The following is a 22,758-nucleotide window of genomic DNA, read 5'->3' on the forward strand; positions in this document are numbered from 1 at the left end:
CATCGTATTAAAAAAGCTGGAAACCAAGCTTTGGGCGCCCTATAATGGCGCCCGCATTTCAAAACAGCCTCGGCTGTCACTTCAAAATTTTTTGCATTGTTGGCCTAACCAACAACTCGCAAAAACCAAGAAGGTTTAAATGGGCCTGTAGCTCAGCTGGTTAGAGCACACGACTCATAATAGAATGGGCTAACGGGGCAGGAAGTAGTAAAAACGGTTTAGTAACAACCGCTTACCGCAAGTAAGCAACTTAGCTGAAAAACGAAAGTAATAGATAAGTAAGCAGTAAAAAGAAATACGGGCCTATAGCTCAGTTGGTTAGAGCATCCGACTCATAATCGGCAGGTCGCTGGTTCAAGTCCAGCTGGGCCCACCAAATTTTCAAAGCCCCGCACGTCGGGGCTTTCGTTTTTGAAACACAAAATAATATCGTAGAATTTTTGTTAGCGTGAAAGTAGCACTCACATCCAACAGCTACACGGTATAGATATTGATGAGTAATAAGAAGCACCCAAAGAAGCCTATCACCAAACTTGATACTATTTTCAATGGAGACTGTCTCGAGTTACTCCGCTCTCTTGATGACGAGTCCGTCGATCTCGTGGTTTCCTCTCCACCATACAATATCGGGAAGGCTTACGAGGCAAAGCGCGAACTCGAACACTACCTTGACGACCAACGAGAGGTCCTCAAAGAGTGTCATCGTGTGCTAAAGCCATCCGGCTCAATATTCTGGCAAGTGGGCTCTTTCTCTCACAAAAGCACCCTGGTCCCTTTGGACATAAAATTTTTCCCCATTTTAGAAGACCTAGGAATGCTTCCTCGGAATCGCATTGTCTGGGTGCGACAACATGGGCTGCATGCAAAAAACAAGTTCTCCGGGCGCCATGAAACAATTCTATGGTTCTCAAAAGGAGCAGAGTTTTACTTCGATCTCGATGCAATTCGCGTTCCTCAGAAATGGCAAAACAAAAAATCCCACCGAGGCGAAAAGAAGGGTGAGCTTTCTTGCAACCCTGAAGGCAAAAACCCTGGTGATGTTTGGGTTTTCCAAAACGTCAAACATAACCATGAAGAGCAAACCATTCATCCTGCTCAATTCCCAGAAGGACTCATCGCCAGAATAGTTCTTGCAACCACTCCAAAAGGCGGTGTAGTTCTAGATCCGTATATGGGCACAGGAACCACCGCAGTTGTGGCCAAGGACCACGGAAGACAATTCTTAGGCGCAGAGCTTGACGAGAATTATCACTCCGTTGCAATGCGACGCTTGAGCGGACTGCCAGACGGTAACGGTTACTTCCCCAATTTAAAAACTCTTCGCGCTTACGTTGAACGCACAGGTGAGCCTATTGAGAAGTTCCGTTTTGATGTTCAAATTGGCAAAGTTGCCTCAGATGGTAGCAAAGCGAAGATATACCCGGAAGAATATCACGCTCAACAGCTAGAAGAGAGGCTCCAATATGAAGCAGATGCGTTTGAAGCGAAGATAGCAGGTAGAGAAATACCCGAAGCAAAAGACCTGAATGGCAAATCAACAAAGCCACTTAAAGAGCTTGTTCCGCCCAAGCCCTTGCCTCTGTTTGATGAATAAGCACCTGCACCTCTGGAGATTCATGGATCTAAGGAAATATTACACTTCCCAGCTCGTCCGGGGGTAATGGTGACATGGCGATTTGAACGATCAGCAACAGTACGTGAATATCTGGCTGCTGAATACTCCGTCCATACCACAGAGTGTCTACCCATATTTTCGAGTAAACCTACAAGCCTGATAGGAACCGTAAATACCTTGTTATTTGCAAGCGCCGTAAGTTGATTTACCGCTTGCTCAAAGTACAAGGTACTATTTGAGGAAGGAAACATCCCTCCCTTTGTGACAATTACTAACAATCCAGTTGAATTTTGGTGGAATACAGTCCCTGCATTAAAAAATAACTGAGAGCGGACAGTGTTATTTAGCAGAAAGGGATAATTAGAAAACTGAATTTCAGTAACAACCCCGCCTTTGCCAAAATCTATGTCCGTGCCTAGAAATTTGAAATCCTCAGGAATGGGAATGTTTTTCATCCACCCCAATGGGGGCAAAGCAGACGCGATATATTCATTCGTACCAACGGGGTCAAAAATAGGCGCGCCTTGCTTACCTCTTTGATCAGATGCCTTTAAATGCAAGGGCATATTTGAAAGTACATTCTCCAACTCAACCCACTGCTGTGCATAAGTGCTGGCTATTGCTTCACTTGCCCCAAGAAAATCAATAATTTGTAGCTGCATAGATGACCCCTTATTTATGAGGGTCATGATATGTCATACGAAAAACATAGGAAAGGTACGAGAGTATTAATACTCTCACGCGAACGAAAATGCCAATCATGGGATAGACACTTAACCGCTTACATATTGCTTGCGCCGATACCTTTCGGAGCAAGTAATCCAAATAAAAACAACCGCCTATCCCGCTAGAACCACTGATTCATACTTATTGGTTTGGACTTTCCCTATTTCGGCTATACAGCGCTCACCCTTGCCCTAGTGGTGGTCACGTGCCGATCGTCGCCTGTGCCGCCCGCTATCGCCGCACAGCCAAAACAAAAACGCCCAGCGTGAGCTAGGCGTTTAGGGACAGGTCACGGCTGAGTGATACCAAGGGTCAAGCCGCCCTGACTGGAGAGGTTGGATTAACGTGCGACTCACTCCTATGGCACGACCCTAGGCGGGTTATCGGCTCGACACCAATTCTAATTTCGGAAGATCGCTGTAATCGACAGCCGTATCCTCAACGACATTCTCCTTCAAGCGGAATTGCATGGGTGCAGCTATCGCCTCCCACTCATCCACGTCATACACCAAGCGAGGGAGCATCATCACAGGTCGATTCTTGCCCTGCTTCTGCTCCAGCGCCTCAAGTCGTTTCAGTGTGCTGGCAGGTATTCGTGTGCGCATTTTCACGCTCCAATAGTCCGATGGCTAAGCCTTTGCGCACTTCCCAATCGGGATGATGAAAGGCGTAAAAGGCGAGCACTCCAGTTTCAGAATCGCGGCACTTAACCCACAGTGCATAACTGATTCTGCACTCGATCACTTCTGCTTGAATTTCAGGGTCAAGATGCTCTTTCAGTATCTCGTAAGCATTAACGCCCATCAGCCCCGCTCTGACTACTTTGACCACACCATCTTCACGCTGAACGAGATATACAAGCTCAGTCAACTCTGACGGATCATCAGACCAGTGAAGCTGTCCTTTATCGCGAAAAAATAGGGTTTTTCTTAACACTTCATACAAGCCAGTCGTGAGCAACACCTCTCGGTGATTCACAACGTCGAATGACTCCATGCCTGCGGTAGGGATGTACAATTGCCCAGCCATTTCTTTATCAAGTTTCATCTGTATCACTCCGAAATTGTTTCATTGAAATTGACGGGTCATAAACCCCGATTATTTCTGCTCGACCTTCAACGGTATGCAGCTCTCCGCTTTCGAGTCTTATTACTGTGGTCAGTCCGTTTGTGCTTTGAATCGCCGACCACGCTTTACTGAACGACTTTGTCATCCGGTAATGTGGAGCGGGCTTGATAGACTCAAATTCATCGTACCCGTCCCACACGTACTCAGACTCGAATGTCGTACTCATGCAAGCACCGCCGCCAAACGGAATTTGCACTTGTCGATATAATCCCAGTACGGCAACTCGCCATCGACGCCCTGAGCAAGAAGCAACTGCTCAACCGCCTTATCAATCAGCGATTGCAGATACACAGGGTCAGTGCCAGACGGAGGCGGCAGCTTTTGCGCTGGGATGGGTTTGGGTGTAATGTTCATCGCCCCTCCAATGCAGCAAGGCGCTGCTCCAGTTCATCCATTTGACGGACTGCACCTAACGCCCCAATCGCCTTGATAATGCGCTCGGCATTTTCCGTGGACAGCTCACCGTCAGCCATTGCCGACAGCACTTGCTCAACCTGTGTGGCAAGCGGTGCTGATGTGTCGAGGTCGAATTGCACCTTTTCAGATTGCGCTGACAGCGTTGGCAGCACACGCGACAAGATCAGTGATGCAGCGTGCAAGTCGCCTTCCTTGGCTTTGGCCACAACCACACTTGCAATTTCGTGAGCGTCGTTAAGCATCGCCTGCGTCACCTTTTGGCGCTTATCAACAATACCTTTTGGACGACCAGAAGGGTTTGGACTTTTCATGCCTTTGCGCCAGCCGGGATTGCCGGTAGTAGGTGCATCTGGATCAGGCTTCCAGTTCTGTTTCCAATCCGGTTCTGTGTTTGCTGTAGTCATAATTGAAACCTTTGATTACATCAGGACGCGATCATTATTCGGCACAGGTGAACTCTTTCAGAATGAGCGCTGCTTCTGCTTCACTGCTGGCCGCTTTTAATTTCTCCAGCTCGAAGCGAGTTGCACCAACTGCCTTTTCCATCTCCGCCAAAATAATCGGCTTGGCTTGCTCCAGTTTTTCGCGGGTCTTTTTCATAACTTCCAATCGCTGGGCTAACTGCGGATTATTCTTAGTGTGGTAATTACGAGTCAGGTGCTTCGCCTCTGCCTCGCTCATTCCGCTGAGGTAGCTCGGCGCACCAAGAACACTTTTCAAAGTGCGCTCGTCTCCGCGCTCCATTGCCTCAAAAAGAAACTGCACACGCTCACCCGGTTTCATGTTTTTGAAATGGGCGCGTATTTCAGAGTTGATGCTTCCGCTTCCGGCGTAGTCTTCTAGCGGCTTGGTCAATTCGTTTTCAGTGTGATTTATTCCAGCGGTCAACTTATCCCAGCATGATGCAAATTCTTTTTGAAGCTTCTCTAAATACTTGTCAGCCATTTGTGCCGCCATCAACACTTGCGCTTTCGGTGTGCGGCTTTCGTCGCGTGACAATTTATTCCGCGCTTCAATAACGTGTTCAATAGCTTGATAGGCAGAATCCATCGCGGTCACTGAGGTGGAGACATATCCCTTGTGTTCTTCATAGCCTGGGATGCCAGTAATATTGGCGGGATGGAGTGTCGGACTTACTGCGCGTTTAATCTTTGTCGTAGGCATTTTGTGCTCCTTTGGGTGCGAGTTGTTACTTAACGCTTACTAAGCTACGACGAAACAAAAAACACCTACAAAATTATTTTTTAAAAACAATCATGTATCAGTGAAAAACAAAATCCGCCCATACAACTACGGGTTATTGGTTCTGCACACGAAGCTGACCACATTGCGACGGTAGCAGCGGCAGTACATACAAAGCCGATGACCTACTACAGAGAAAACGGAATAAAAACAGGGGATTAAGTTAAAAGGTAGTAACTGTAGTATGTGTAGTACACCGTATATCCCAATATCTAATATTTGGCGTTTAGGATTATGGGAAACGCACTACCTACTACCCCTACTACAGTTACTACGCCCCAATGTTTTCAAGGGGTTTGCCGCGATTCGTTTACTACAGCGGTAGTGCAACCTGCTACCGCTAACTGTGGTCATCAATATCCAGAACGCGATAACACAAGCCATGCTCTCCCCATGCTTCGACTGCCTTATGCTTGTCTACGGCCATCAACGCGCCAGAATTAATCAGCGCCTTTATTGTTTCCTCAAGCGCTTTGGATGCTTTCAATGGGTGGTTTTTGAATGGGGCAAGTCGTGACGTATTGCTCTGCAAGACACGGCGCGTTATTACTCGATCAGCAAATAGCTTTGGGTTTTTGTCTCTGATTTTCCCCTGTATAACCTTGAGGCAAATTTCCATTACTTTTTTCTGCCTAACATCGTCACCGTCGCCAACATCTCCAGACTCGACTTTTTCCATAAACGTCTGAGCGTCCCGACGAACTAGATCAATCGCCCATGCCGCATGTTGCCGACTAATAGCTGGCTCATCACAGTTTTCTGCAACTGCAAGAAGTGAAGATATTTTTAACGCTTTTAGATGCGCCCTGTTCCATACAGCAGCGCCAAAAACGTCATCACGGCTGTTTGAGTAGTTAATTCTCTGCCTGCATTCTTCTTCAAATTCATCCATCATATTTTCAGGCACAAAATCGACATAGCCAACCTTGATTGGTCTTAGCGGGTGCGTGTCGTTGATGTCAATTGATTTAGCAATGAGAGGATGCAGTGCGTCCCAAGCATCGCCCCACAGATCAAGACGAGCATTACGATTTGAAATTGGGCGCTCTGATGTGACTTGAACAGTTAAAAACCGCGAATAAAATCCGTCTTCCATCATTTCAATGGTCAGCGCTCGATAAAATGTCTGCGGTGTTGTTTCTCCCAAAAAAGACAGCGCAGGCCACTCGACCCCAGCAACACAGTCTTCGGCTTTCGCCCTAGTAATACCTTCCATGTATTCCTTCTCGAATGCCTCGGTTAGCTTGTCACCAAATTGCTGGTCATGACTGCCTTGGGAGCGTGGAGATGCAATTATCGAGAGTCGTTTTCCAAACTCGGGATGCAAAGCCAAAAAACCGGGACAGTCTAAAATTCTTTTATGAAGTGCCGGTGCGCTTACAAAGCGCTCTGCAACGGCAAAGCGATTGGCTTGAGGAATGCCAACCTCTCTTAACACTTGGGGAATTAATTTATGAATGGCGTCCTTGCCTGATCCAGTTTGTGCAACCAGCAAATAATATTGACTGAGCGTTGCGCCAGATGGTGTTCGATACGCTCGCCCAGCAATACCAGACAGCAGCGCTAGAGTCGCAACAATCGCCACCTCTTGCTGTGGTAAATAGCTGGCCTTGTAAATGGCTTGCGCTATTGCCCCAGCATCGCCCACAGGCCAGCGCATTGGCAGCTCACCCTCAGTAAGAGTCGGGCTGCACTCGATCTTGGCCTGTGTGCCGTTGTGCGCGGCGCTATTATCTAGCATTGAGTCTGGTAGCTGCCCTATAGTTTTATCACTCGTCATACTTATCACTCCTGTCGAGTAAAGGGCTGCTGGAACACGCCACAGCATTGTGCGAGCAATGCTTTCCAGTAGCCCTTTTTCATTTGTGGCTTACAGGTGCAGTTACTCGACGCGCCAGGAATGACGGCAAAGGGTTGGCACGCTTCGGAAAAGAACGGACTGAACATAGTCGTAGACATTATTGGTTCAGTACGTCTGTAGGTTTTGATGGCTAGTGCCAGTGCGGGTTTGCTGATCAAGCCATTCTTGTAAGTCAGATTCTTCGTATCTGACTAGCTTGCCCAGCTTGATATAGCGGGGGCCAACTTTCCGGTAACGCCATTGCTCTAACGTCCCGGGTTTTCCGTCGTCGCCGAAAAGGAATTTAGCTGCTTGTTTGGTATCTATTCTGGCCATGAGTCTGTCCTGCAAATTTGCCGCAGACCCATAAAATGAAAATGGGCGCGGCTAACGATTCTCCCTCTCAGGACAATCAGTTATTCGCCGCACCCATGTGCTATTACTGTAGCGAAGATTAAGTGCTTTTAAGCTAGCGGTTCTTCTACAGGCTTGCAAGCACTTTCTTTAAGATTACGCAATAAAATCAACAACATAGAATTCACATGTAGCGAGAACACTACATGTGATGTTTTCAATCTACACCTGAAGTGCAACCACGTTATCGCCCTTCGCAGCATCACGCGCTATGCCTCCATGCTTCGTTATCCAGTCACCGATTTTTTGCATGGCGGGCATTAGCACTGCTGGGTCGGGGTTGTTGGCGTAGTTCTGCCCATGCACATCATTGGCAAGGTGATTGAGTAACTGCCTGCGCTTATCCGAATCAACGCCAACAAGCTGCGCAACATCCTCGAAGGTTCTGCGCAGGGCGTGAGGGTGAAGATGTACGCCCGCCACATCGGATACAGTTTTGAATAATGCTCGCGGGTCACTCAGATAACCTTTCTTGCCACGCATAGCGGGAAACACATAATCATTCCCTTTGAAGCGCCCTTCATGGCGGCGAGTCAGTACAGCGTGCAGCGCCGTGCTGATGGGTAGCGTCACAGGATTGTGGTTCTTTGTTATCTCAAGGTGGAACGTAGGCACTTTGTCATCGAGCTTGACGTGCTTCCAAGTCAGTTTGCACGCTTCCGAAACTCGACAGCCTGTCAGCAGCATAAAGGCGATCAGGTCAGCACTGATGCAAGTTGTGGTTATATGATTCTCAGGGTCGGCATGGTCTTCAAGCATCGCCCACACCGCGCCGATTTTATCCTTGGGAATACGGCTGGCGCGTGCCTTCTCAGGATTCCACTGCACCAGCCCACCTTTCTTAAACATCTGCGACACTGGATTGACGGGCAGAATTGGGTAGGTGCCATCAGCGGTGGCGTTCTTCTCACGCGCCCAGTTCAGCAGCGCCCGCAGGTTGCGGAATGACTGATTCGTCTGGATAGGAGCGGTCTTGGATAGCTCGCGGAATTTCTTGATACAGGCATCGCGACTGATTGTGACCACAGGTTTGTCTGCCCAGTCGGAAAACGTGCCTTCAACGCATCGCCGAATATCGTCCTTACTACTGGGGCGCAGTGGGCCGTTCTTGGTGCGCTTGTGCTGAATGTAATCTTCCATCACCTCGCGTAGAGTCTCGCTTTGAGCCTTCTGCTTTTTCTTCTCAACCTGCGGGTCTTTCCCGTCATACATTTCGAGGAGCTTGGCTTGCGCACGTTTACGCGCATCGTCGGCAGATAACAGCTCAAAAGGCCCAAGGGTGAAGCGCCGAGTCTTGGCATTCACGCGCCCCTGAACAATCCAGCTTTTAACTCCCTTCGATGTAATGCGCAGCCCGAAGCCACGAGTCTCACTGTCCCAGTGGAAGACCTGATCTTTGTCTGTGGGAATGGGAAGGCTTTTGACTTTGGTATTGGTGAGCTTCATTGCTGCCCCTCCCGATTGCTGTGCCATCGGACAAGGCTTGTGGTTACAATATTCATATCGGCGTTACTCCTGCTTATGGAACGTCGGTCACGCGGTCGGGACTGTTGGCGCAGTCGCCGGCCGCTCCTATTTCATGCGCCTGAAAGGCCATGTAAGCAGTAGTGTAAGCAAGCTCCATTGAACTACGCAATAGCGCATAGTATTAAAAATGGTCGCAAATAGCTGATTTATAAGGGTTCGTATGCTTACATAGAAGCAGGTAGAACGTGGTAGAATGCCGGAACGAGAAACTCATAATCGTTAGGTCCTCGGTTCAAGTCCGAGCAGGCCCACTGTTCTTTCCAGCATAGTTTGTCCGTTTCGGACACTTTATGGTAAACTAGTTCAGTTAAATTGTCCGGCATACCTTACATACACACTTTTCGGTTTTTCCCATAAGAATCAAAACCAACACAATTAGCAAAAACAACCTCTGGCTCCTTACCAGAACAATTATTTAATTGTCCCCAAAGGTATTTCGCATCATCACTAGGTTTATATTGAATTTTGTACTCCTGCAATCAATGGCTGGCAACCCATTCAAGCAACCCTCTTAGTTAATTTTTCCCCAGCAATTATAGCGCTAGCCTCCAAATAAAAATTCATCGCATCATTTAACCAGCTCAGTTAGAGCCCTACCCATGCAGTGTATCATTCAACCATGATTGTCACTTAAAGCCCAGATGGAACACGTCGCGTCCTGGGAATAACCGCTCATTACCTGAAGGTAATATTGGCATCCATATATACAACTCTGAACGAAGCGTAAATATAAGGCAGGCTCCCCGTCATTAAAGCCTTTTTATAACCATAACCTCAATCCACATCACAAATGCTATAACGTAAGCGCCAAACCAACCACACTCTACACAGCCCGCAATAAAGAAGCTAACCTCTCAAACCAATTAATCTTGGAGGTTACCCATGGCCCAACACTCTCGTCAGCAATGGCAATCGCTCATTGAGGAATTTGAAAACAGCCAGCTCACACAAACCGCATTCTGTAAATCACATAATCTGAATCCCAAATATTTCAGTCTTAAACGCAGTAAATTAAAGCTTGAGAAAGTTAACGACCAACCGGTATTTTCACCCGTAGTCGTTGCTCCGTCTGCGACAGTGGATGTCCCAATAGAACTCTCTGTAGGTTCGGTCATAATAAAATTGGCACCCTCAATCACGCCCGATTATTTGGCACAATTGATTCGGTAGTTGGCATGATCGAGTGACGTAATGATATTCCCATTTACCTGCACAGAGCGCCAGTGGATTTCCGTAAATCCATTAATGGTTTGTCGGTGATTGTCGTTGAGGCTTTGCAGTTAACAATCACCGAACCGAGTCTGTTTGTGTTCTGCAATAAAACTCGTCGTCAGATTAAGGTGTTGTATTGGGATGTCACCGGTTTTGCGCTGTGGCAGAAGCGGTTAGAGCAGGATCGGTTTAAATGGCCGAAACAACAAAATTCGGACATTATTTCTCTCACCCATGAGCAGTGGTGTTGGTTGTTACGTGGGTTTGACCTGACAAAAATACATCCGCATACACCGATTTTTTATCGAGATGTGGTGTGATTTTTAGTACAATATCGCCATGGAAAATACGGCGGATTTACAAAAAGAAATCAATTTTTTACGTGAGCAATTAGTGCAGGAAAAAGCTGTTGTCGCTAGTCTAAAAGAAAAAATTCAGTTACTTCTCAGCCGACAATTCAAACCTTCTTCTGAAAAAATATCATCTGACCAATTGGGTTTATTTAATGAAGCGGAAGAATTAGTTAGCGAAGAAGAATCCGAAAACTCTAAAACTACTACCGTAAAAAGCCACGAACGCAAGACGCGCCCTCGCGTTAGCATTCCCGAACACTATCCACGCGAAGAGATTGTTCACGATATTTCTGAGACGGAGAAAGTCTGCCCTAAAGACGGTACAGAACTCAAAGTCATCGGCAGCGACGATCACGAACAATTGGATGTTGTTCCAGCTCAGATCAAAGTCATCCGTCATGTTCGATTAAAGTACGCTTGTCCTTGTTGCAATCAACACATGGTAACTGCAACCAAGCCCAAACAGCCCATCGAAAAAAGCATCGCCAGCCCCGGTTTGTTAGCGTTTGTTGCTACACAAAATAATACGCTGATGCCTTACCGTTGTATCGCCAAAGCGACATGTTTAAGCGTATTGGCGTCGCGCTAGATCGAACTAATCTCGCCAATTGGACAGGTTTATTACCCCTGCAAAACCTGCATTTCCGCCATCCATGGCGGTCATGGTAAAGTGTGGCGAGTTAGTACAGCCACTAATTAACTTACTCACAGAGCATATCCAGCAGCAATCACTTATTTATATGGATGACAAATTGGCCGAGAGCCAATTTGGACAACTTCAGTTGTCCGTGCAGCGGTGAACCCCAGGGACGGGGTGAACAAACTATACTGCAAGTCCTCGACGAGCCTGGTAAACCGGCGCAAAGCAAAAGTTATTTATGGTTAATGGCCACCTTTGGCTCACGACCTGCGTGTGTTTATCATTATCGAGACAACCGATCACAAACTGTGCCGTTAGAATTACTCAACAGCACCAGCAAAACACTGATGGTTGATGGCTACGAAGCCTATCAAAAAGCCTGTGATACCTACTCAATAAAACGCTTGGGTTGTATGGCCCATGCACGACGAAAATTTGTTGAGGCACAGAAGCTACAGAAAAAAACCGGAAAAGCCGATCAAGCGATTAGCTTTATTCAAAGCTGTATGCCATAGAAAAGCGAATCAAAGACCAACCACCCGATGAGCGTTATCGCATCCGCCAGCAAGAGGCGATACCAATCATTTAAATATTTACGATTATTTAACGTTGATATTTAAAGAGTTGCCTAATGCACAAAGCGTTGAAGATATTGAGAAATTGTTATCTTGGAAAGTGCAATTAATCTAGGGCGTGGTTGGATTGGCGTTTACTCGGAAGTCTTACGAACCAAGGGGTTTCGTTTGTAACGCGTCTGCGAGCGAAGACGGTATATCGAGTGATAGAGCGGCGCGAGGTTGTGCTGCCAAACAAAGGGGTTACCAGTGATCAATTAATTGAACTCACCAGTGCGCATGCGAAAAAACGCGGTGCGCCTAGGCTCCGTCGAGTGGGTTATAGAGATCCCGAAAGTGGGCGTTTTTATCAATTTCTGACGAACAATATTGTTCTTTCAGCTGCGACAATGGCGGCCATTTATAAGGATCGTTGGCGAGTAGAAATCTTTTTCAAAACAATAAAACAAAACCTGAAAATTAAGCATTTTGTTGGTCGATCGAAGAATGCAATATTGACGCAGCTATGGATCGCAATGATCGCCTATTTGCTGGTGTCCTTTACGCGATTTTGTGCCAAAGCAGGTTGGACGGTTCAGAGGATTATGAGGGTATTGCAGGTGAGTTTATTTGAAAGAAAACCGTTGGCACAACTACTAAACCCTCCGCTGCCAGACAAGCAAAAAAACCATCCTCAAATGAGGATGGTTTTATGACTACAAACTGTGGGACAGCAATGATAAACATGCCGCCTTTTTTGGCACGTCAGAGCTTAATTTAACCACAAGTTTATAAGTCTATTTTTACCATAAGTTTATAAAAATATACCCTGAAACGCTTCGCACGGCGCGGCGATCAAATAATAACCAGCCTTTGATTGGCTTGAATCAGAAACTGATTATCTCAAATTGGCGATACGAATCCTTTCCTGAGATGCTTTCGGTCCTAGCGTACCTTTTTTCACCAGCTACATGTTTAATAAGCTTCACATCCAACTTTTTACCCAATTCTTCGAGCAAGTCCTTTCTAAGATATATGAGGTCACGGTAATTACTGTGTGTATCACCTTGCAAGTTGATATTTAGTACCGCTTTTTCACCATTTTTATCAAGATAGACAAATTGTGAAGGATTGAATCCAAGCTCTAGTTCTTTTACGACACGGGGTGTCAGCGCCTGTCGGTTAACACTATCCGTCGAACTACCGGAGTTTTTCCAGTAATAGTTAAAGACCGCTGAAAGGATGTTCAAGTTGCTCTCAATTGGAACTTCGCGCTCAAAAAAGCCACCTTTTATAAATATTTCATCATTAAGAACTACCTCAGCTTGTTCATACGTTTTGATTTCAGTGCCTAACTGAACTCGAAGCTCAGCTTCTCCGTCGAACTCATTCAACACATCACAATATAACTCACCGGAGTAAACCCAAGAGCTACTATATCTATGTGGCCAAACTACATTTTTCTTGTCAGCAACGTACTCTTGAAGCTGGCCAAAAAGTTGATTTGAAATAAACGCTGTATCTATAGCGCAATAGAAATTTCGGTCTAACTTTTTAGACTGCTCAGAAACATACCCATGCAAAAGAATCCAATCGCTTCCATCTTGATGAACTTCTAGAATTCCAGCCAAATCCGGAAGAGCGGCATCCAAAATCCATTCTTTTGTCGCCACAGATTCATCCAAGAGAAATTCATTGGTATGAACTTCCTGTTTTTCGACAACTTCAGGAAAAAATGGATCTATATCAGTAGCGAATCGCTCTTCGTCGTAGTATTCCAACTTACTTTCATCGCTGAGCTGTCCAGCTAGCTCATAATACGCAATCCACGAATATTTTTTCCCATACCGTTCAACTGGCGATCGATTAGTGCGCGAGTATCTATACCGCTGAGATTCGATTAGCCCTTCAGTTTTTTCAAATTTTTCATAAGACCACCCAAGATCATTTATTCTCCATAGAATATTTCCCCTTGCAGTATTATATCCTTGATGAGAATAATCATAGTTTCCGCGGTCTTTAATAAGATGCCCGATTGTGTAATTCTCAAAATCCATTCCTAAAGGAGAATTATAACGGGAGTATTCCTCCTTACTAACGTCAACACATCCCCACTTTCGTCTTGGTATCTCCGGAAAGGGGTGGCAGACGACATTCAGATCTAGGTCTTGAATGCTATCTAAGTGACGGAACGCAACTAGTTTTATAGTGCAACTAGCATATTCTCTTGCTAATAAATGTGTCGTTGCGTGAGAAGCACCGTTAGCAAATATTTGCTGCAACAGACTTCTCGCGTAGTCAAGGACCGCTTCCTTGTGGTCACATGAATTGATAAGAACTGTCGAAAGCGCATAACCAGAAGCCAACAGCCGCTCCGAAACATAAGGATCATTTACACCTAACAACTCGATAGTTAACGAGAATAATGCACTAGGCTCCTGTAGACCTAAGTAGTACAACAATTCCGTAACACGATTTCTCAAGTCGATCACTGTCGATGTCAGATGCCAAGATAAAAAAATCATCCTTAGGCGTATGGTTTCGGGGTTAAATTTGGCCCCAGACTTTATACTTTTTAAATGCTCGTTAATTGCACTAACAATTTCCTCATTATGATTTCGAATATATTCAGTCCAAGAAAGGTCTCTTTCATCGACAGATAAGTCCAGCAATATTTCATTGAAAAACTCTGCATTTAGTGGGTGTTCTAACGCATACCTCAAAGCCAATAACTGTTCAATATCTTTTATTGATAGTCCATTATCGGTTATTAGGGACTTGTAACTATCCAATGTTTCAGAACAGATATCACCAGAATCAATTAAAGGTGTAAGTGCTAAGGCAATGGGTTGATAATCTTCGGGAAGAGCTTTCCATAGTTGTTGTTGAAATAGTGTTTTCGGTATCAATACAACTAGCGCGTGAAGAATATCCTGAGAGAGAGGATGTTGGTTTGACACATCTCCAAATAATTTATCAATAATCTCTGATTCAGAGATCCACTTATCTAATTGTATTCCTGAGTTTTTATCTAAAAGATACTCAGCAATAATAAACCCGCCCAATCGATCATAGACAGGCGTTAATTCATAAGTATATTTTTCTTGACCTTCATCTCTGAAAACAATTCCTTCTTGCGCCAAAAGATTAACGATATCCGAATCCCAGTCGTTCACTTGGTGATTAAATCTATTCCTAAACTCTTCTTCTGATATGGATCTAGAATTTTGCTGCCAACCACACTGACCCAGAAAGTAGATTGCTTTTTTGACATCTTCAAACTGATATTTTTGAGAAAGGTTTGTAAAGCTGGCGATTGAGCTTGCTGTATGATTCATCTGCTCTCTGAAGAGGCTATAGATAGATGAAGGAAAATGCGAAACTCTAACTTCACTTTGTGCTTTTCGATTCGTAACCTCACAAAATATCTTGAGATTCAACGGGTGAGAAAAAAACCTCAATGGCGCGCTGACTGGATCTGCCTTAATTTTATAAAGCTTGAAATAGTCACTTATCGCTTTAAATGTTAAACCCTCACCATAACCTTGGGACAGAATTTCGTAAGTCGACTCAGGTAAAGACTGATGCGCATTACTTTCTCTATCATTATTCCCCTTTTTTCTGACAGCTCCACCATAATTCCGCTTAGAGGTTTTTTCTGATGTCCTTAATGTACACACCATTACCACATTTGGGTATTTTTTAATAACGGGAAGCGCAGACTCCAACAAATCCTTCCACTCCCTAGGATCTTGCGCTTCGTTTAGCCCGTCAATAACAACTGGAATCCGTCTATTTACCCTTTCTCCAACCGAGTTTACTGCTGACACTAATGCTTCAAAATTATTAACCTGCTTCTGGTAAAAAACAAAGTTATTTGCGATGTCATCGAGCGTCATACCCTTTCTAAGGCTTCGTCCTAGAATAAAAATTCCAGCTGGTCTATTTGGAGTTGGCGCGGTTAGTTCAACACTTAATTGAGTTTTCCCGCCTCCGGCATCTGCCACAACGGCGATCAACTGCTGTGAAAGCAACTCAATAGCAGATTTAAACAAATCTTTTACGTCTTTTATGTAAGCCAAGGCATTAGTTAACGTCAAAGATAATGGTAGATTGCTTGAACGAAGTTGAATTAAGGTTTTGTGAACGCCCAACCTTGAGCTTGAACTAGCTTCGTCAATCATGGACATTACATCTTGAATATCATCGCCACAAATATCGTTATCAAATATCTTGCAGCTCAGGATCAAGTTAGCGCAACATTCATGAAATATTCTTAACTCATCTCGCCAACGCTCGTACATTTGATTATCAAGACTAGACTTGATTTCATCAGAGGCCTCCTCTAGATTCTTAGCAATGCTTCTAAACGAGCCCCAAGCTTCATTTTCTCCCAACACTTTTCTTATTTGGAGCTCAGCGTCCATTCTTTGATGAACTTCGTGAAGCCAGCGGCTTCTTATAGGCGCTATTGATCGCTCATGCTGGTCAGATAACATTTCACCAGTCAGTGCTAACTCACCAAAATATGAGTTCCGCAAATCCAACGCGGGACCGGATAATAAATCATCCAAGTCATCTTGATTCCAAAGATGCAAAATAAAGTCATAGCTTTGTTGGAGCTCACTAAACCAATCTTGATCACATTTGGCTAGGGTTTTGTGAGTCCACAAAAACCAATGGTTAACTTGAGATACGTGTTCCTTGGTTTTATTTAAAGAATGTAGAATTTGCTGTTTCGCCGAACTTGTCAGCTCTCCATTTGCCTTGTAAGTGAACCATTTATTCTGCCAACCAACGGTCTCACCTTTTTTTCCTATCCGTGGGTGGTCGCCGTTTAGAGTTATAAAGAATTCTACTCCAGGCTGATTCTTCAATTCACGCAGCGACCCTAAACTGCCAAAATTTCGCCTAACCACTCCCCGACATAGTTTTTCAAAGTTATCCGTATCAGCACCAGGCAAATCTTGAAAACGGCTCCAATCAAGCATATGACAAAACCTTAATCTCTCTCGTTTTCTGGGTATTCATGAGCCGAAAAAACTTCTACTTTTGCCCCTTTATGAATCAGTAGACTGATAAATGCGTTCACATCGTCATCTGAGCTAATTCGAACCTCGTTGCCATCACGAGTAAGATGGACATCATATAGTAGATGCCCTAGCTGCTGCGGACTCAGTGAAAAGAGGTTTTCTTTACCAAGAAAAGCGAGAGTTTTTTTATCAAATCTATCGGCCTCTACATCAAACTCCGAGTTTTCGTGCAGAAAGCTTGTTACTTTGTTAGTAAGGGTTTCAAACTCCTCAGCTTCATGCTCTTCCTTAAAAAGCCCAATAATTACTAGATTTAAAGAATGCTCAGCCCCATAGCTATTCCAAATTTTCATGCCGCCCCCTCCGATTGACTAATTTTTTAAATGCACTAATTACACCTTCGTCATCTATTAACTGCCCAGAAAAATCAAAAGAGCATCTCTTCAAGATGCCATTGGCATCAATGTGCGCAAATGCAATTTCTTCTACTTCGTTTGGTAACGGAGGTTCGTGCCTTATTAGCTCAGAATGCAAAGAGCTTATCGATAGCTGCAAGCTGCCTCTATAAGAATCGACCCAATTCGAAAGTGTATTGAGTGTTTTTTCCGCAACCACACTCCCTCGACCATGAGCCTCCTCCGGGAGAAGCAGGAACTCTCTAGCTTGAAACTCTTCTGCAATCTCCGCAGCCTTTGTTAAATCATCAACAGTTATCTCATTGACAACATAGTTAATTCCAAAAGGAATCTCCCCTTTGATCAGTCTTAGTTTTTCGAGCAATGTAGGAAAAGGGCGACCCCTTATATTTTCATAATTACGGTGAACGCCGTCCATACTTATTCTGAGGAAATTAATCGATGATTTAAGTGAATCTACTAACGAGGCACTAAGCCTATGACCATGTGACGTCATTGTTATCGCGAGATTAGTATTGGCTCTTCCAAACTGGCAAAGCTCTCGAATTTTTGGGTAGAGCATTGGCTCTCCCCCACCAAAACCAACTCCAAAACAGCCTGCGCTATCCAGCTCAAGCATCCACTGTTTTAGAGATTCGAAGCTCAACGTTGCCGGCGTTTTCGCGGCATAGCAGTGGGTACACTCGAGATCACAAGCATTAGTTAATGCGATCGAAACTTGCCTTGGACTAAAAGTCCAACGGTCTCTTGGTGGAACAATCTCGTCTAACAGGACATTACTGCCTGAATCTCGATCAAAAATGTGTACACCATCGGGCCCTAATCTTACTTTTGACATCTAAAATCCATATGTGATTACTTCGGCGGTAGTTTTTTCCTGTCGCCCAACAACCTGAAACCTTCAGGCACTGGCTTAAATTTGTCGCCATCCTCTGGCCAGCGTTTTGCTCGGCTCTGGAAAACTCTGAGTGTGGAAATATCCAGCGTGGCAGCTACTACAAAGTCATTGTCACCACCCCGTAAACGAGCAATATCCCGCAAGAAAGACTCTTTCGCTGGCGAGCGGACTCTGCTATCACCGTACTTTCGGTTATTAACCAAGATGGTATAGGCGTGAACATCCAGCGCAGCTGATTCGATCAGAGTAAGCGCCAAACCAACCACACTTTACACAGCCCGCAATAAAGAAGCTAACCTCTCAAACCAATTAATCTTGGAGGTTACCCATGGCTCAACGCTCTCGTCAGCAATGGCAATCGCTCATTGAAGAATTTGAAAACAGCCAGCTCACACAAACCGCATTCTGTAAATCACACAACCTGAACCCTAAATATTTCAGTCTTAAACGCAGTAAATTAAAGCTTGAGAAAGTTAACGACCAAGCGGTATTTTCACCCGTAGTCGTTGCTTCGTCTGCGACAGTGGATGCCCCAATAGAACTCTCTGTGGGTTCGGTCATAATAAAATTGGCACCGTCAATCACGCCCGATTATTTGGCACAATTGATTCGGTCATTGGCATGATCGAGTGACGTAATGATATTCCCATTTACCTGCACAGAGCGCCAGTGGATTTCTGTAATTCCATTAATGGTTTGTCGGTGATTGTCGTTGAGGCTTTGCAGTTTCCGATCACCGAACCCAGTTTGTTTGTGTTCTGCAATAAAACTCATCGTCAGATTAAGGTGTTGTATTGGGATGTCACCGGTTTTGCGCTGTGGCAGAAGCGGTTAGAGCAGGATCGGTTTAAATGGCCGAAACAACAAAACTCGGACATTATTTCTCTCACCCATGAGCAGTGGTGTTGGTTGTTACGTGGGTTTGACCTGACAAAAATACATCCGCATGCACCGATTTTTTATCGAGATGTGGTGTGATTTTCAGTATAATATCGCCATGGAAAATACGGCGGATTTACAAAAGGAAATCAATCTTTTACGTGAGCAACTGGCTCAGGAAAAGTCCGTCAATGCCGCGCTCAAAGAAAAAATCAAACAACTTCTAAATCAACGATACAAGCCTTCTTCTGAAAAATATCACCTGATCAATTAGGTTTATTTAATGAAGCGGAAGAATTAGTTAGCGAAGAAGAATCCGAAAACTCTAAAACTACTACCGTAAAAAGCCACGAACGCAAGGCGCGCCCTCGCGTTAGCATTCCCGAACACTATCCACGCGAAGAGATTGTTCACGATATTTCTGAGACGGAGAAAGTCTGTCCTAAAGACGGTACAGAACTCAAAGTCATCGGCAGCGACGATCACGAACAATTGGATATTGTGCCAGCTCAGATCAAAGTCATCCGCTTCAGTTGTCCGCGCAGCGGTGAACCCCAGGGACGGGGGTGAACAAACTACGCTGCAAGTCCTCGACGAGCCTGGTAAACCGGCGCAAAGCAAAAGTTATTTATGGTTAATGGCCACCTTTGGGTCACGTCCTGCGTGTGTTTATCATTATCGAGACAACCGATCACAAACTTTGCCGTTAGAATTACTCAACAGCACCAGTAAAACACTGATGGTTGATGGCTACGAAGCCTATCAAAAAGCCTGTGATACCTACTCAATAAAACGCTTGGGTTGTATGGCCCATGCACGACGAAAATTTGTTGAGGCACAGAAGCTACAGAAGAAAACCGGAAAAGCCGATCAAGCGATTAGCTTTATTCAAAAGCTGTATGCCATAGAAAAGCGAATCAAAGACCAACCACCCGATGAACGTTATCGGATCCGCCAGCAAGAGGCGGTTCCAATCATCGAAAAACTCAAAGCCTGGAAAGACAAAAGTCTGGCCACGGTCATGCGTGAATCTACGTTGGGTAAGGCGTTAATCTATTTACACAACCAATGGGATCGTTTGGTCGGTTATGTTGAAGACGGCCATTACCCCATCGACAACAACGCCGCTGAACGAGCCATTCGCCCCTTCACGATTGGACGGAAGAACTGGCTATTTAGCAAAAGTCAGGCAGGCGCTAAGGCCAGTGCTAACCTGTACAGTGTCATTGAAACGGCGAAAGCCAATCATTTAAATATTTACGATTATTTAACGTTGATATTTAAAGGGTTGCCTAATGCACAAAGCGTTGAAGATATTGAGAAATTATTACCTTGGAACGTGCAATTAATCTAGGACGTGGTTGGATTGGCGTTTACTCTTAATTTACGTATGATAAAGAATACTTAGTGTCGTCATTGTGTTCTTTTGGAACATAAACGCGTCAATCACATTATCGGATAAAGTCAGCCCACTGATAATGCCCAAGAAAGTGTTTTGATAACGAATCATACCGTGAAAGGTGGCGCACTACGGTCGGCAAGTCATCCATATCTGAACTATAGCTACCGAAATTAAATCCAAGGCGATTCCAGGCTTTTTCAGCTCGTAATGCGGCTGTCTGTATTACTTGTGTGACCCGATCTTCGTTGCTGGTCGGGTCCGTATGCAATAGCAAAGTGACAATATGTGCCATAACATAGGTTTGGCGAGTAAGAGATGAAGGATGGGTTGTTCTAGAATTTACCGACGATTGGCGCTGCCCAAATAAGAAAAAGACAAAGCTAACTGCATAGGTAACTCTTGCCATTAACTGTTCAGTCGGATTGTCACCAGAGTGGCATTTCAGGGCACCTAGTAAGCGCTTCTTGTAGGCGACATTATTATTTACATAGGAGAAAAGAAAAGCCATAGCGGTCCTGTCGGCTTGTAATTCCCAGGCTTGATGTAGTCTGTAGCTGACCTTCTTGGACTTAGTTTCGCTTTCTTTACGGCCGGCAAACTCGGCTACTCCCAGCAGCCCGCGTTTGCAAGATAGAGCGCTATGTCCCCAAACGATGTGGGAAATCTCGTGCGCGAAGCAGAAAAGGACCGCGAGCTCTGCCAGTTTAGTTGACATCAGCTTTTGCCACTTAGTTTCTGGCATAGTATTGATCAGTAGTTGCTCGATGTCTTGATGGCGCTCTTGGATATTGGTGGCTCGTTTTAATGCTTCGGGAAAAAATTGCGCCGGAACATCCTCCGGTTCATTTGAACTGAAAGGGTTCGTGTTTTTAAGCAGTTGCTGGAAAAGTGCTTGTAATAAAATAGGTAACGAATAGGCAACACCTATGTGATGAAATCCTTTATCGCTGGCTGCATAGGCTTGTACCTCATGGTCATCAAGGTAGTCAACTACGCAAAGCTCGATCAACTCCGGACGATTGACTTTTAGACAAAACTCCCGCAAAAGTAAATAACTTGTTCTTTGTGGTATTTCGTAGAGTGCTTGGAGATTGTGGTCCATTGATGAATAGTTAAAAATGGATAATTCAGCTTGTTGGAAAAAATCTGTGAACGCTATCTGCGCTCGATTGGAGCTATGTTCAGACGTAAGGGCATTGGTTAGCGTTGCAGACATAGTATTGAGTCCCACAGGATGTAATACGAGGGTGATATATAGAGTCGTCGACTCTCTTAATGTACATTTTCGCTATTATTCACACTTAAGGAATCAACTCTCCTTCATTGGATCGAAATTTTGGTCCATATTCTTTGTATATATGTGAGCTCCATTTTCCGCTTAACTGGAGTATTCGTTCATAAGCAATATCTGAAATTTGTAGTTTACCGTTCTTGCTCGATTCAGCATCCATTTGTGTAGCGTTGGCCCAGTTACCGGGACAGCGAAAATTGCTCGATAAATTTGCGACTGTGTATGCCATTGGGGTCAATATATCTGCTTCAAACATATTTGATGATTGGAATTCATGTCCCAGTTCCATACATATCCATTGAGCTCTAATATAGGGTATTGGATGTGTAGTTATTGGCTTCTCCAGTAACCCGTCTTTATATGGAAATAAATGAAAGAGTAATGTTGGTGCAGTCATAACTGCCCTCAGAACATATGAATCTCTCGAGACTGTAGCGTTTCTTATAAGCTCTTGTTCCGCTCCAACTTGATATCTTGGGTCTCGAGATATCATTTTTTCTGCAATTCCACGGATAGCATGGCGATCCGCTAAAAACTCCAAGCAATGAAAAAATTCTGGGTCGTGCGACATTCTGTCAGACGATGAGAACTCTATGTATTCTCTCAGTCCCAGCTCGTTTTGAAGGTACGACGTATGGCCCAAAACTACGTGCATGATTTCGTGCATTAAGACAAAGCGAATAGATATTGCGTATAAAAAAATTGAATAGTTAAGGTTGGCACTTTGATAATCTTTGTGAGCGATCAATTTCTCAAAGAGTACTGAATAACCTTCACCGCTTGTTGGCAATCTTTTCAGGGTCCTGATCAATTCATATTGAATTTCATAGCGGGGTAATTTGTTATTAGTCAGCTTGGGAAGGCCCGTCAGTACATCAATGCTGGTTGAGTATATAAAGCACGCTGCGAAGATAAGATAGGGAACGGAGGCGTTAATAGCGATGGCGCAACCGCCATTAGGCAATTCTTTTGAAGCTGCGTTAAACTCTGGATCGAGGGGAAACTCAAGAATGTGTGGGTATAGGGTTTCTCCACCATTTTGTTTTATCCGAGCCGCACTGAATGCCCCTTGAAACATATCTTGAGCCAGAAGATATAACTCCTGAACAGCCTCATCTAACGTAGAGATATCTAGTCCATAGCCATATATTCCTTTAATTGTTGCCGTCAC

Annotated in this window: 25 protein-coding genes, 1 tRNA gene and 2 pseudogenes; 14 read left to right on the forward strand and 14 right to left on the reverse strand. The window is 44.7% G+C overall.

The features are described 5' to 3' along the window. The first annotated feature begins 299 nt into the window (after positions 1–299). Both ACYQ28_RS10565 and ACYQ28_RS10570 read left to right on the forward strand, forming a co-directional pair. Positions 300–376: transfer RNA gene (locus ACYQ28_RS10565), tRNA-Ile, on the forward strand. 117 nt (positions 377–493) lie between these two features. Further along, complete coding sequence (locus tag ACYQ28_RS10570; RefSeq protein WP_460050097.1) at positions 494–1,594, forward strand: DNA-methyltransferase; 1,101 nt, start codon at positions 494–496, stop codon at positions 1,592–1,594. Between the two features lie 20 nt (positions 1,595–1,614). Here the strand turns inward: ACYQ28_RS10570 and ACYQ28_RS10575 are convergent, their stop codons facing one another. The 8 genes from ACYQ28_RS10575 to ACYQ28_RS10610 form a co-directional block, all read right to left on the reverse strand. Beyond that, positions 1,615–2,277: a hypothetical protein gene (locus ACYQ28_RS10575; RefSeq protein ID WP_460050095.1), complete on the reverse strand. Its 663-nt coding sequence runs from the start codon at positions 2,275–2,277 to the stop codon at positions 1,615–1,617. 444 nt (positions 2,278–2,721) lie between these two features. Continuing rightward, entirely contained in the window at positions 2,722–2,871 is a 150-nt protein-coding gene (locus ACYQ28_RS10580) for a hypothetical protein (RefSeq protein WP_460050093.1), read from the reverse strand. Positions 2,872–2,905: 34 nt separating this feature from the next. Then, positions 2,906–3,388, reverse strand: coding sequence for a hypothetical protein (locus tag ACYQ28_RS10585; protein ID WP_460050091.1), 483 nt, complete (start codon positions 3,386–3,388; stop codon positions 2,906–2,908). A gap of 243 nt (positions 3,389–3,631) precedes the next feature. Next, positions 3,632–3,823 (reverse strand): hypothetical protein, encoded by a 192-nt coding sequence (locus ACYQ28_RS10590; protein WP_460050089.1) that lies wholly within the window; start codon positions 3,821–3,823, stop codon positions 3,632–3,634. Beyond that, positions 3,820–4,290, reverse strand: coding sequence for a DUF5681 domain-containing protein (locus tag ACYQ28_RS10595; protein ID WP_460050087.1), 471 nt, complete (start codon positions 4,288–4,290; stop codon positions 3,820–3,822). The genes ACYQ28_RS10590 and ACYQ28_RS10595 overlap by 4 nt, the downstream gene beginning before the upstream one ends. A gap of 34 nt (positions 4,291–4,324) precedes the next feature. Further along, positions 4,325–5,050, reverse strand: a complete 726-nt coding sequence (locus ACYQ28_RS10600; protein ID WP_460050085.1) for a hypothetical protein — start codon at positions 5,048–5,050, stop codon at positions 4,325–4,327. Between the two features lie 418 nt (positions 5,051–5,468). Next, positions 5,469–6,908, reverse strand: coding sequence for a DUF3987 domain-containing protein (locus ACYQ28_RS10605; RefSeq protein ID WP_460050083.1), 1,440 nt, complete (start codon positions 6,906–6,908; stop codon positions 5,469–5,471). Between the two features lie 636 nt (positions 6,909–7,544). Continuing rightward, positions 7,545–8,828, reverse strand: a complete 1,284-nt coding sequence (locus ACYQ28_RS10610; RefSeq protein WP_460050081.1) for a tyrosine-type recombinase/integrase — start codon at positions 8,826–8,828, stop codon at positions 7,545–7,547. Positions 8,829–9,791: 963 nt separating this feature from the next. On the opposite strand from ACYQ28_RS10610, the gene tnpA (ACYQ28_RS10615) reads away from it, so the two are divergent. From tnpA (ACYQ28_RS10615) to ACYQ28_RS10645, 7 genes and pseudogenes are all read left to right on the forward strand, one after another. Next, positions 9,792–10,079 (forward strand): IS66 family insertion sequence element accessory protein TnpA, encoded by a 288-nt coding sequence (gene tnpA, locus ACYQ28_RS10615; RefSeq protein WP_460050079.1) that lies wholly within the window; start codon positions 9,792–9,794, stop codon positions 10,077–10,079. A 38-nt stretch (positions 10,080–10,117) separates the two neighbouring features. Further along, positions 10,118–10,441: an IS66 family insertion sequence element accessory protein TnpB gene (gene tnpB, locus ACYQ28_RS10620; RefSeq protein WP_460164708.1), complete on the forward strand. Its 324-nt coding sequence runs from the start codon at positions 10,118–10,120 to the stop codon at positions 10,439–10,441. A gap of 19 nt (positions 10,442–10,460) precedes the next feature. After that, entirely contained in the window at positions 10,461–11,063 is a 603-nt protein-coding gene (locus ACYQ28_RS10625; protein ID WP_460050077.1) for a transposase, read from the forward strand. Further along, on the forward strand, positions 11,036–11,143 hold the full coding sequence (locus tag ACYQ28_RS10630) for a hypothetical protein (protein ID WP_460050075.1): 108 nt from the start codon (positions 11,036–11,038) through the stop codon (positions 11,141–11,143). Before ACYQ28_RS10625 ends, ACYQ28_RS10630 begins: the two co-directional genes overlap by 28 nt. A 99-nt stretch (positions 11,144–11,242) precedes the next feature. Continuing rightward, positions 11,243–11,629: an IS66 family transposase gene (locus ACYQ28_RS10635; protein ID WP_460050073.1), complete on the forward strand. Its 387-nt coding sequence runs from the start codon at positions 11,243–11,245 to the stop codon at positions 11,627–11,629. 94 nt (positions 11,630–11,723) lie between these two features. Beyond that, positions 11,724–11,804 (forward strand): hypothetical protein, encoded by an 81-nt coding sequence (locus tag ACYQ28_RS10640; RefSeq protein WP_460050204.1) that lies wholly within the window; start codon positions 11,724–11,726, stop codon positions 11,802–11,804. Further along, positions 11,803–12,384, forward strand: a pseudogene (locus ACYQ28_RS10645) (IS4 family transposase); the annotation flags it as partial. The gene ACYQ28_RS10640 and the pseudogene ACYQ28_RS10645, both read left to right, overlap by 2 nt. Positions 12,385–12,555: 171 nt before the next feature. Here the strand turns inward: ACYQ28_RS10645 and ACYQ28_RS10650 are convergent. From ACYQ28_RS10650 to ACYQ28_RS10665, 4 genes are read right to left on the reverse strand one after another with little or no spacing between them, the layout of a single operon-like run. Continuing rightward, positions 12,556–16,659: an NACHT domain-containing protein gene (locus tag ACYQ28_RS10650; RefSeq protein ID WP_460050071.1), complete on the reverse strand. Its 4,104-nt coding sequence runs from the start codon at positions 16,657–16,659 to the stop codon at positions 12,556–12,558. Between the two features lie 11 nt (positions 16,660–16,670). Further along, positions 16,671–17,054 carry a DUF6375 family protein gene (locus tag ACYQ28_RS10655; protein WP_460050069.1) on the reverse strand — a complete coding sequence of 128 codons (384 nt, stop codon included), beginning with the start codon at positions 17,052–17,054 and terminating at the stop codon, positions 16,671–16,673. Then, positions 17,038–17,955 carry a radical SAM protein gene (locus ACYQ28_RS10660; protein ID WP_460050067.1) on the reverse strand — a complete coding sequence of 306 codons (918 nt, stop codon included), beginning with the start codon at positions 17,953–17,955 and terminating at the stop codon, positions 17,038–17,040. The genes ACYQ28_RS10655 and ACYQ28_RS10660 overlap by 17 nt, the downstream gene beginning before the upstream one ends. Before the next feature lie 17 nt (positions 17,956–17,972). Next, positions 17,973–18,272: a hypothetical protein gene (locus tag ACYQ28_RS10665; protein ID WP_460050065.1), complete on the reverse strand. Its 300-nt coding sequence runs from the start codon at positions 18,270–18,272 to the stop codon at positions 17,973–17,975. A 71-nt stretch (positions 18,273–18,343) separates the two neighbouring features. Between ACYQ28_RS10665 and tnpA (ACYQ28_RS10670) the strand changes: the two genes are divergently transcribed. From tnpA (ACYQ28_RS10670) to tnpC, 5 genes and pseudogenes are all read left to right on the forward strand, one after another. Further along, entirely contained in the window at positions 18,344–18,640 is a 297-nt protein-coding gene (gene tnpA, locus ACYQ28_RS10670) for an IS66 family insertion sequence element accessory protein TnpA (RefSeq protein ID WP_460050063.1), read from the forward strand. Positions 18,641–18,669: 29 nt separating this feature from the next. Beyond that, positions 18,670–18,993: an IS66 family insertion sequence element accessory protein TnpB gene (gene tnpB, locus ACYQ28_RS10675; protein ID WP_460164709.1), complete on the forward strand. Its 324-nt coding sequence runs from the start codon at positions 18,670–18,672 to the stop codon at positions 18,991–18,993. A 19-nt stretch (positions 18,994–19,012) separates the two neighbouring features. After that, entirely contained in the window at positions 19,013–19,168 is a 156-nt protein-coding gene (locus tag ACYQ28_RS10680; protein ID WP_460050061.1) for a hypothetical protein, read from the forward strand. Continuing rightward, positions 19,150–19,383 (forward strand): annotated as a pseudogene (locus tag ACYQ28_RS10685) (IS66 family transposase); the annotation flags it as partial. The gene ACYQ28_RS10680 and the pseudogene ACYQ28_RS10685, both read left to right, overlap by 19 nt. Next, complete coding sequence (gene tnpC / locus ACYQ28_RS10690; RefSeq protein ID WP_460050059.1) at positions 19,301–20,248, forward strand: IS66 family transposase; 948 nt, start codon at positions 19,301–19,303, stop codon at positions 20,246–20,248. The pseudogene ACYQ28_RS10685 and the gene tnpC, both read left to right, overlap by 83 nt. A gap of 97 nt (positions 20,249–20,345) precedes the next feature. On the opposite strand, the gene ACYQ28_RS10695 is transcribed toward tnpC, so the two are convergent. After that, positions 20,346–21,512 (reverse strand): hypothetical protein, encoded by a 1,167-nt coding sequence (locus tag ACYQ28_RS10695; protein ID WP_460050057.1) that lies wholly within the window; start codon positions 21,510–21,512, stop codon positions 20,346–20,348. 85 nt (positions 21,513–21,597) lie between these two features. Beyond that, positions 21,598–22,758, reverse strand: a complete 1,161-nt coding sequence (locus tag ACYQ28_RS10700) for a hypothetical protein (RefSeq protein WP_460050055.1) — start codon at positions 22,756–22,758, stop codon at positions 21,598–21,600.

The sequence above is a fragment of the Sessilibacter sp. MAH1 genome, assembly GCF_054658315.1.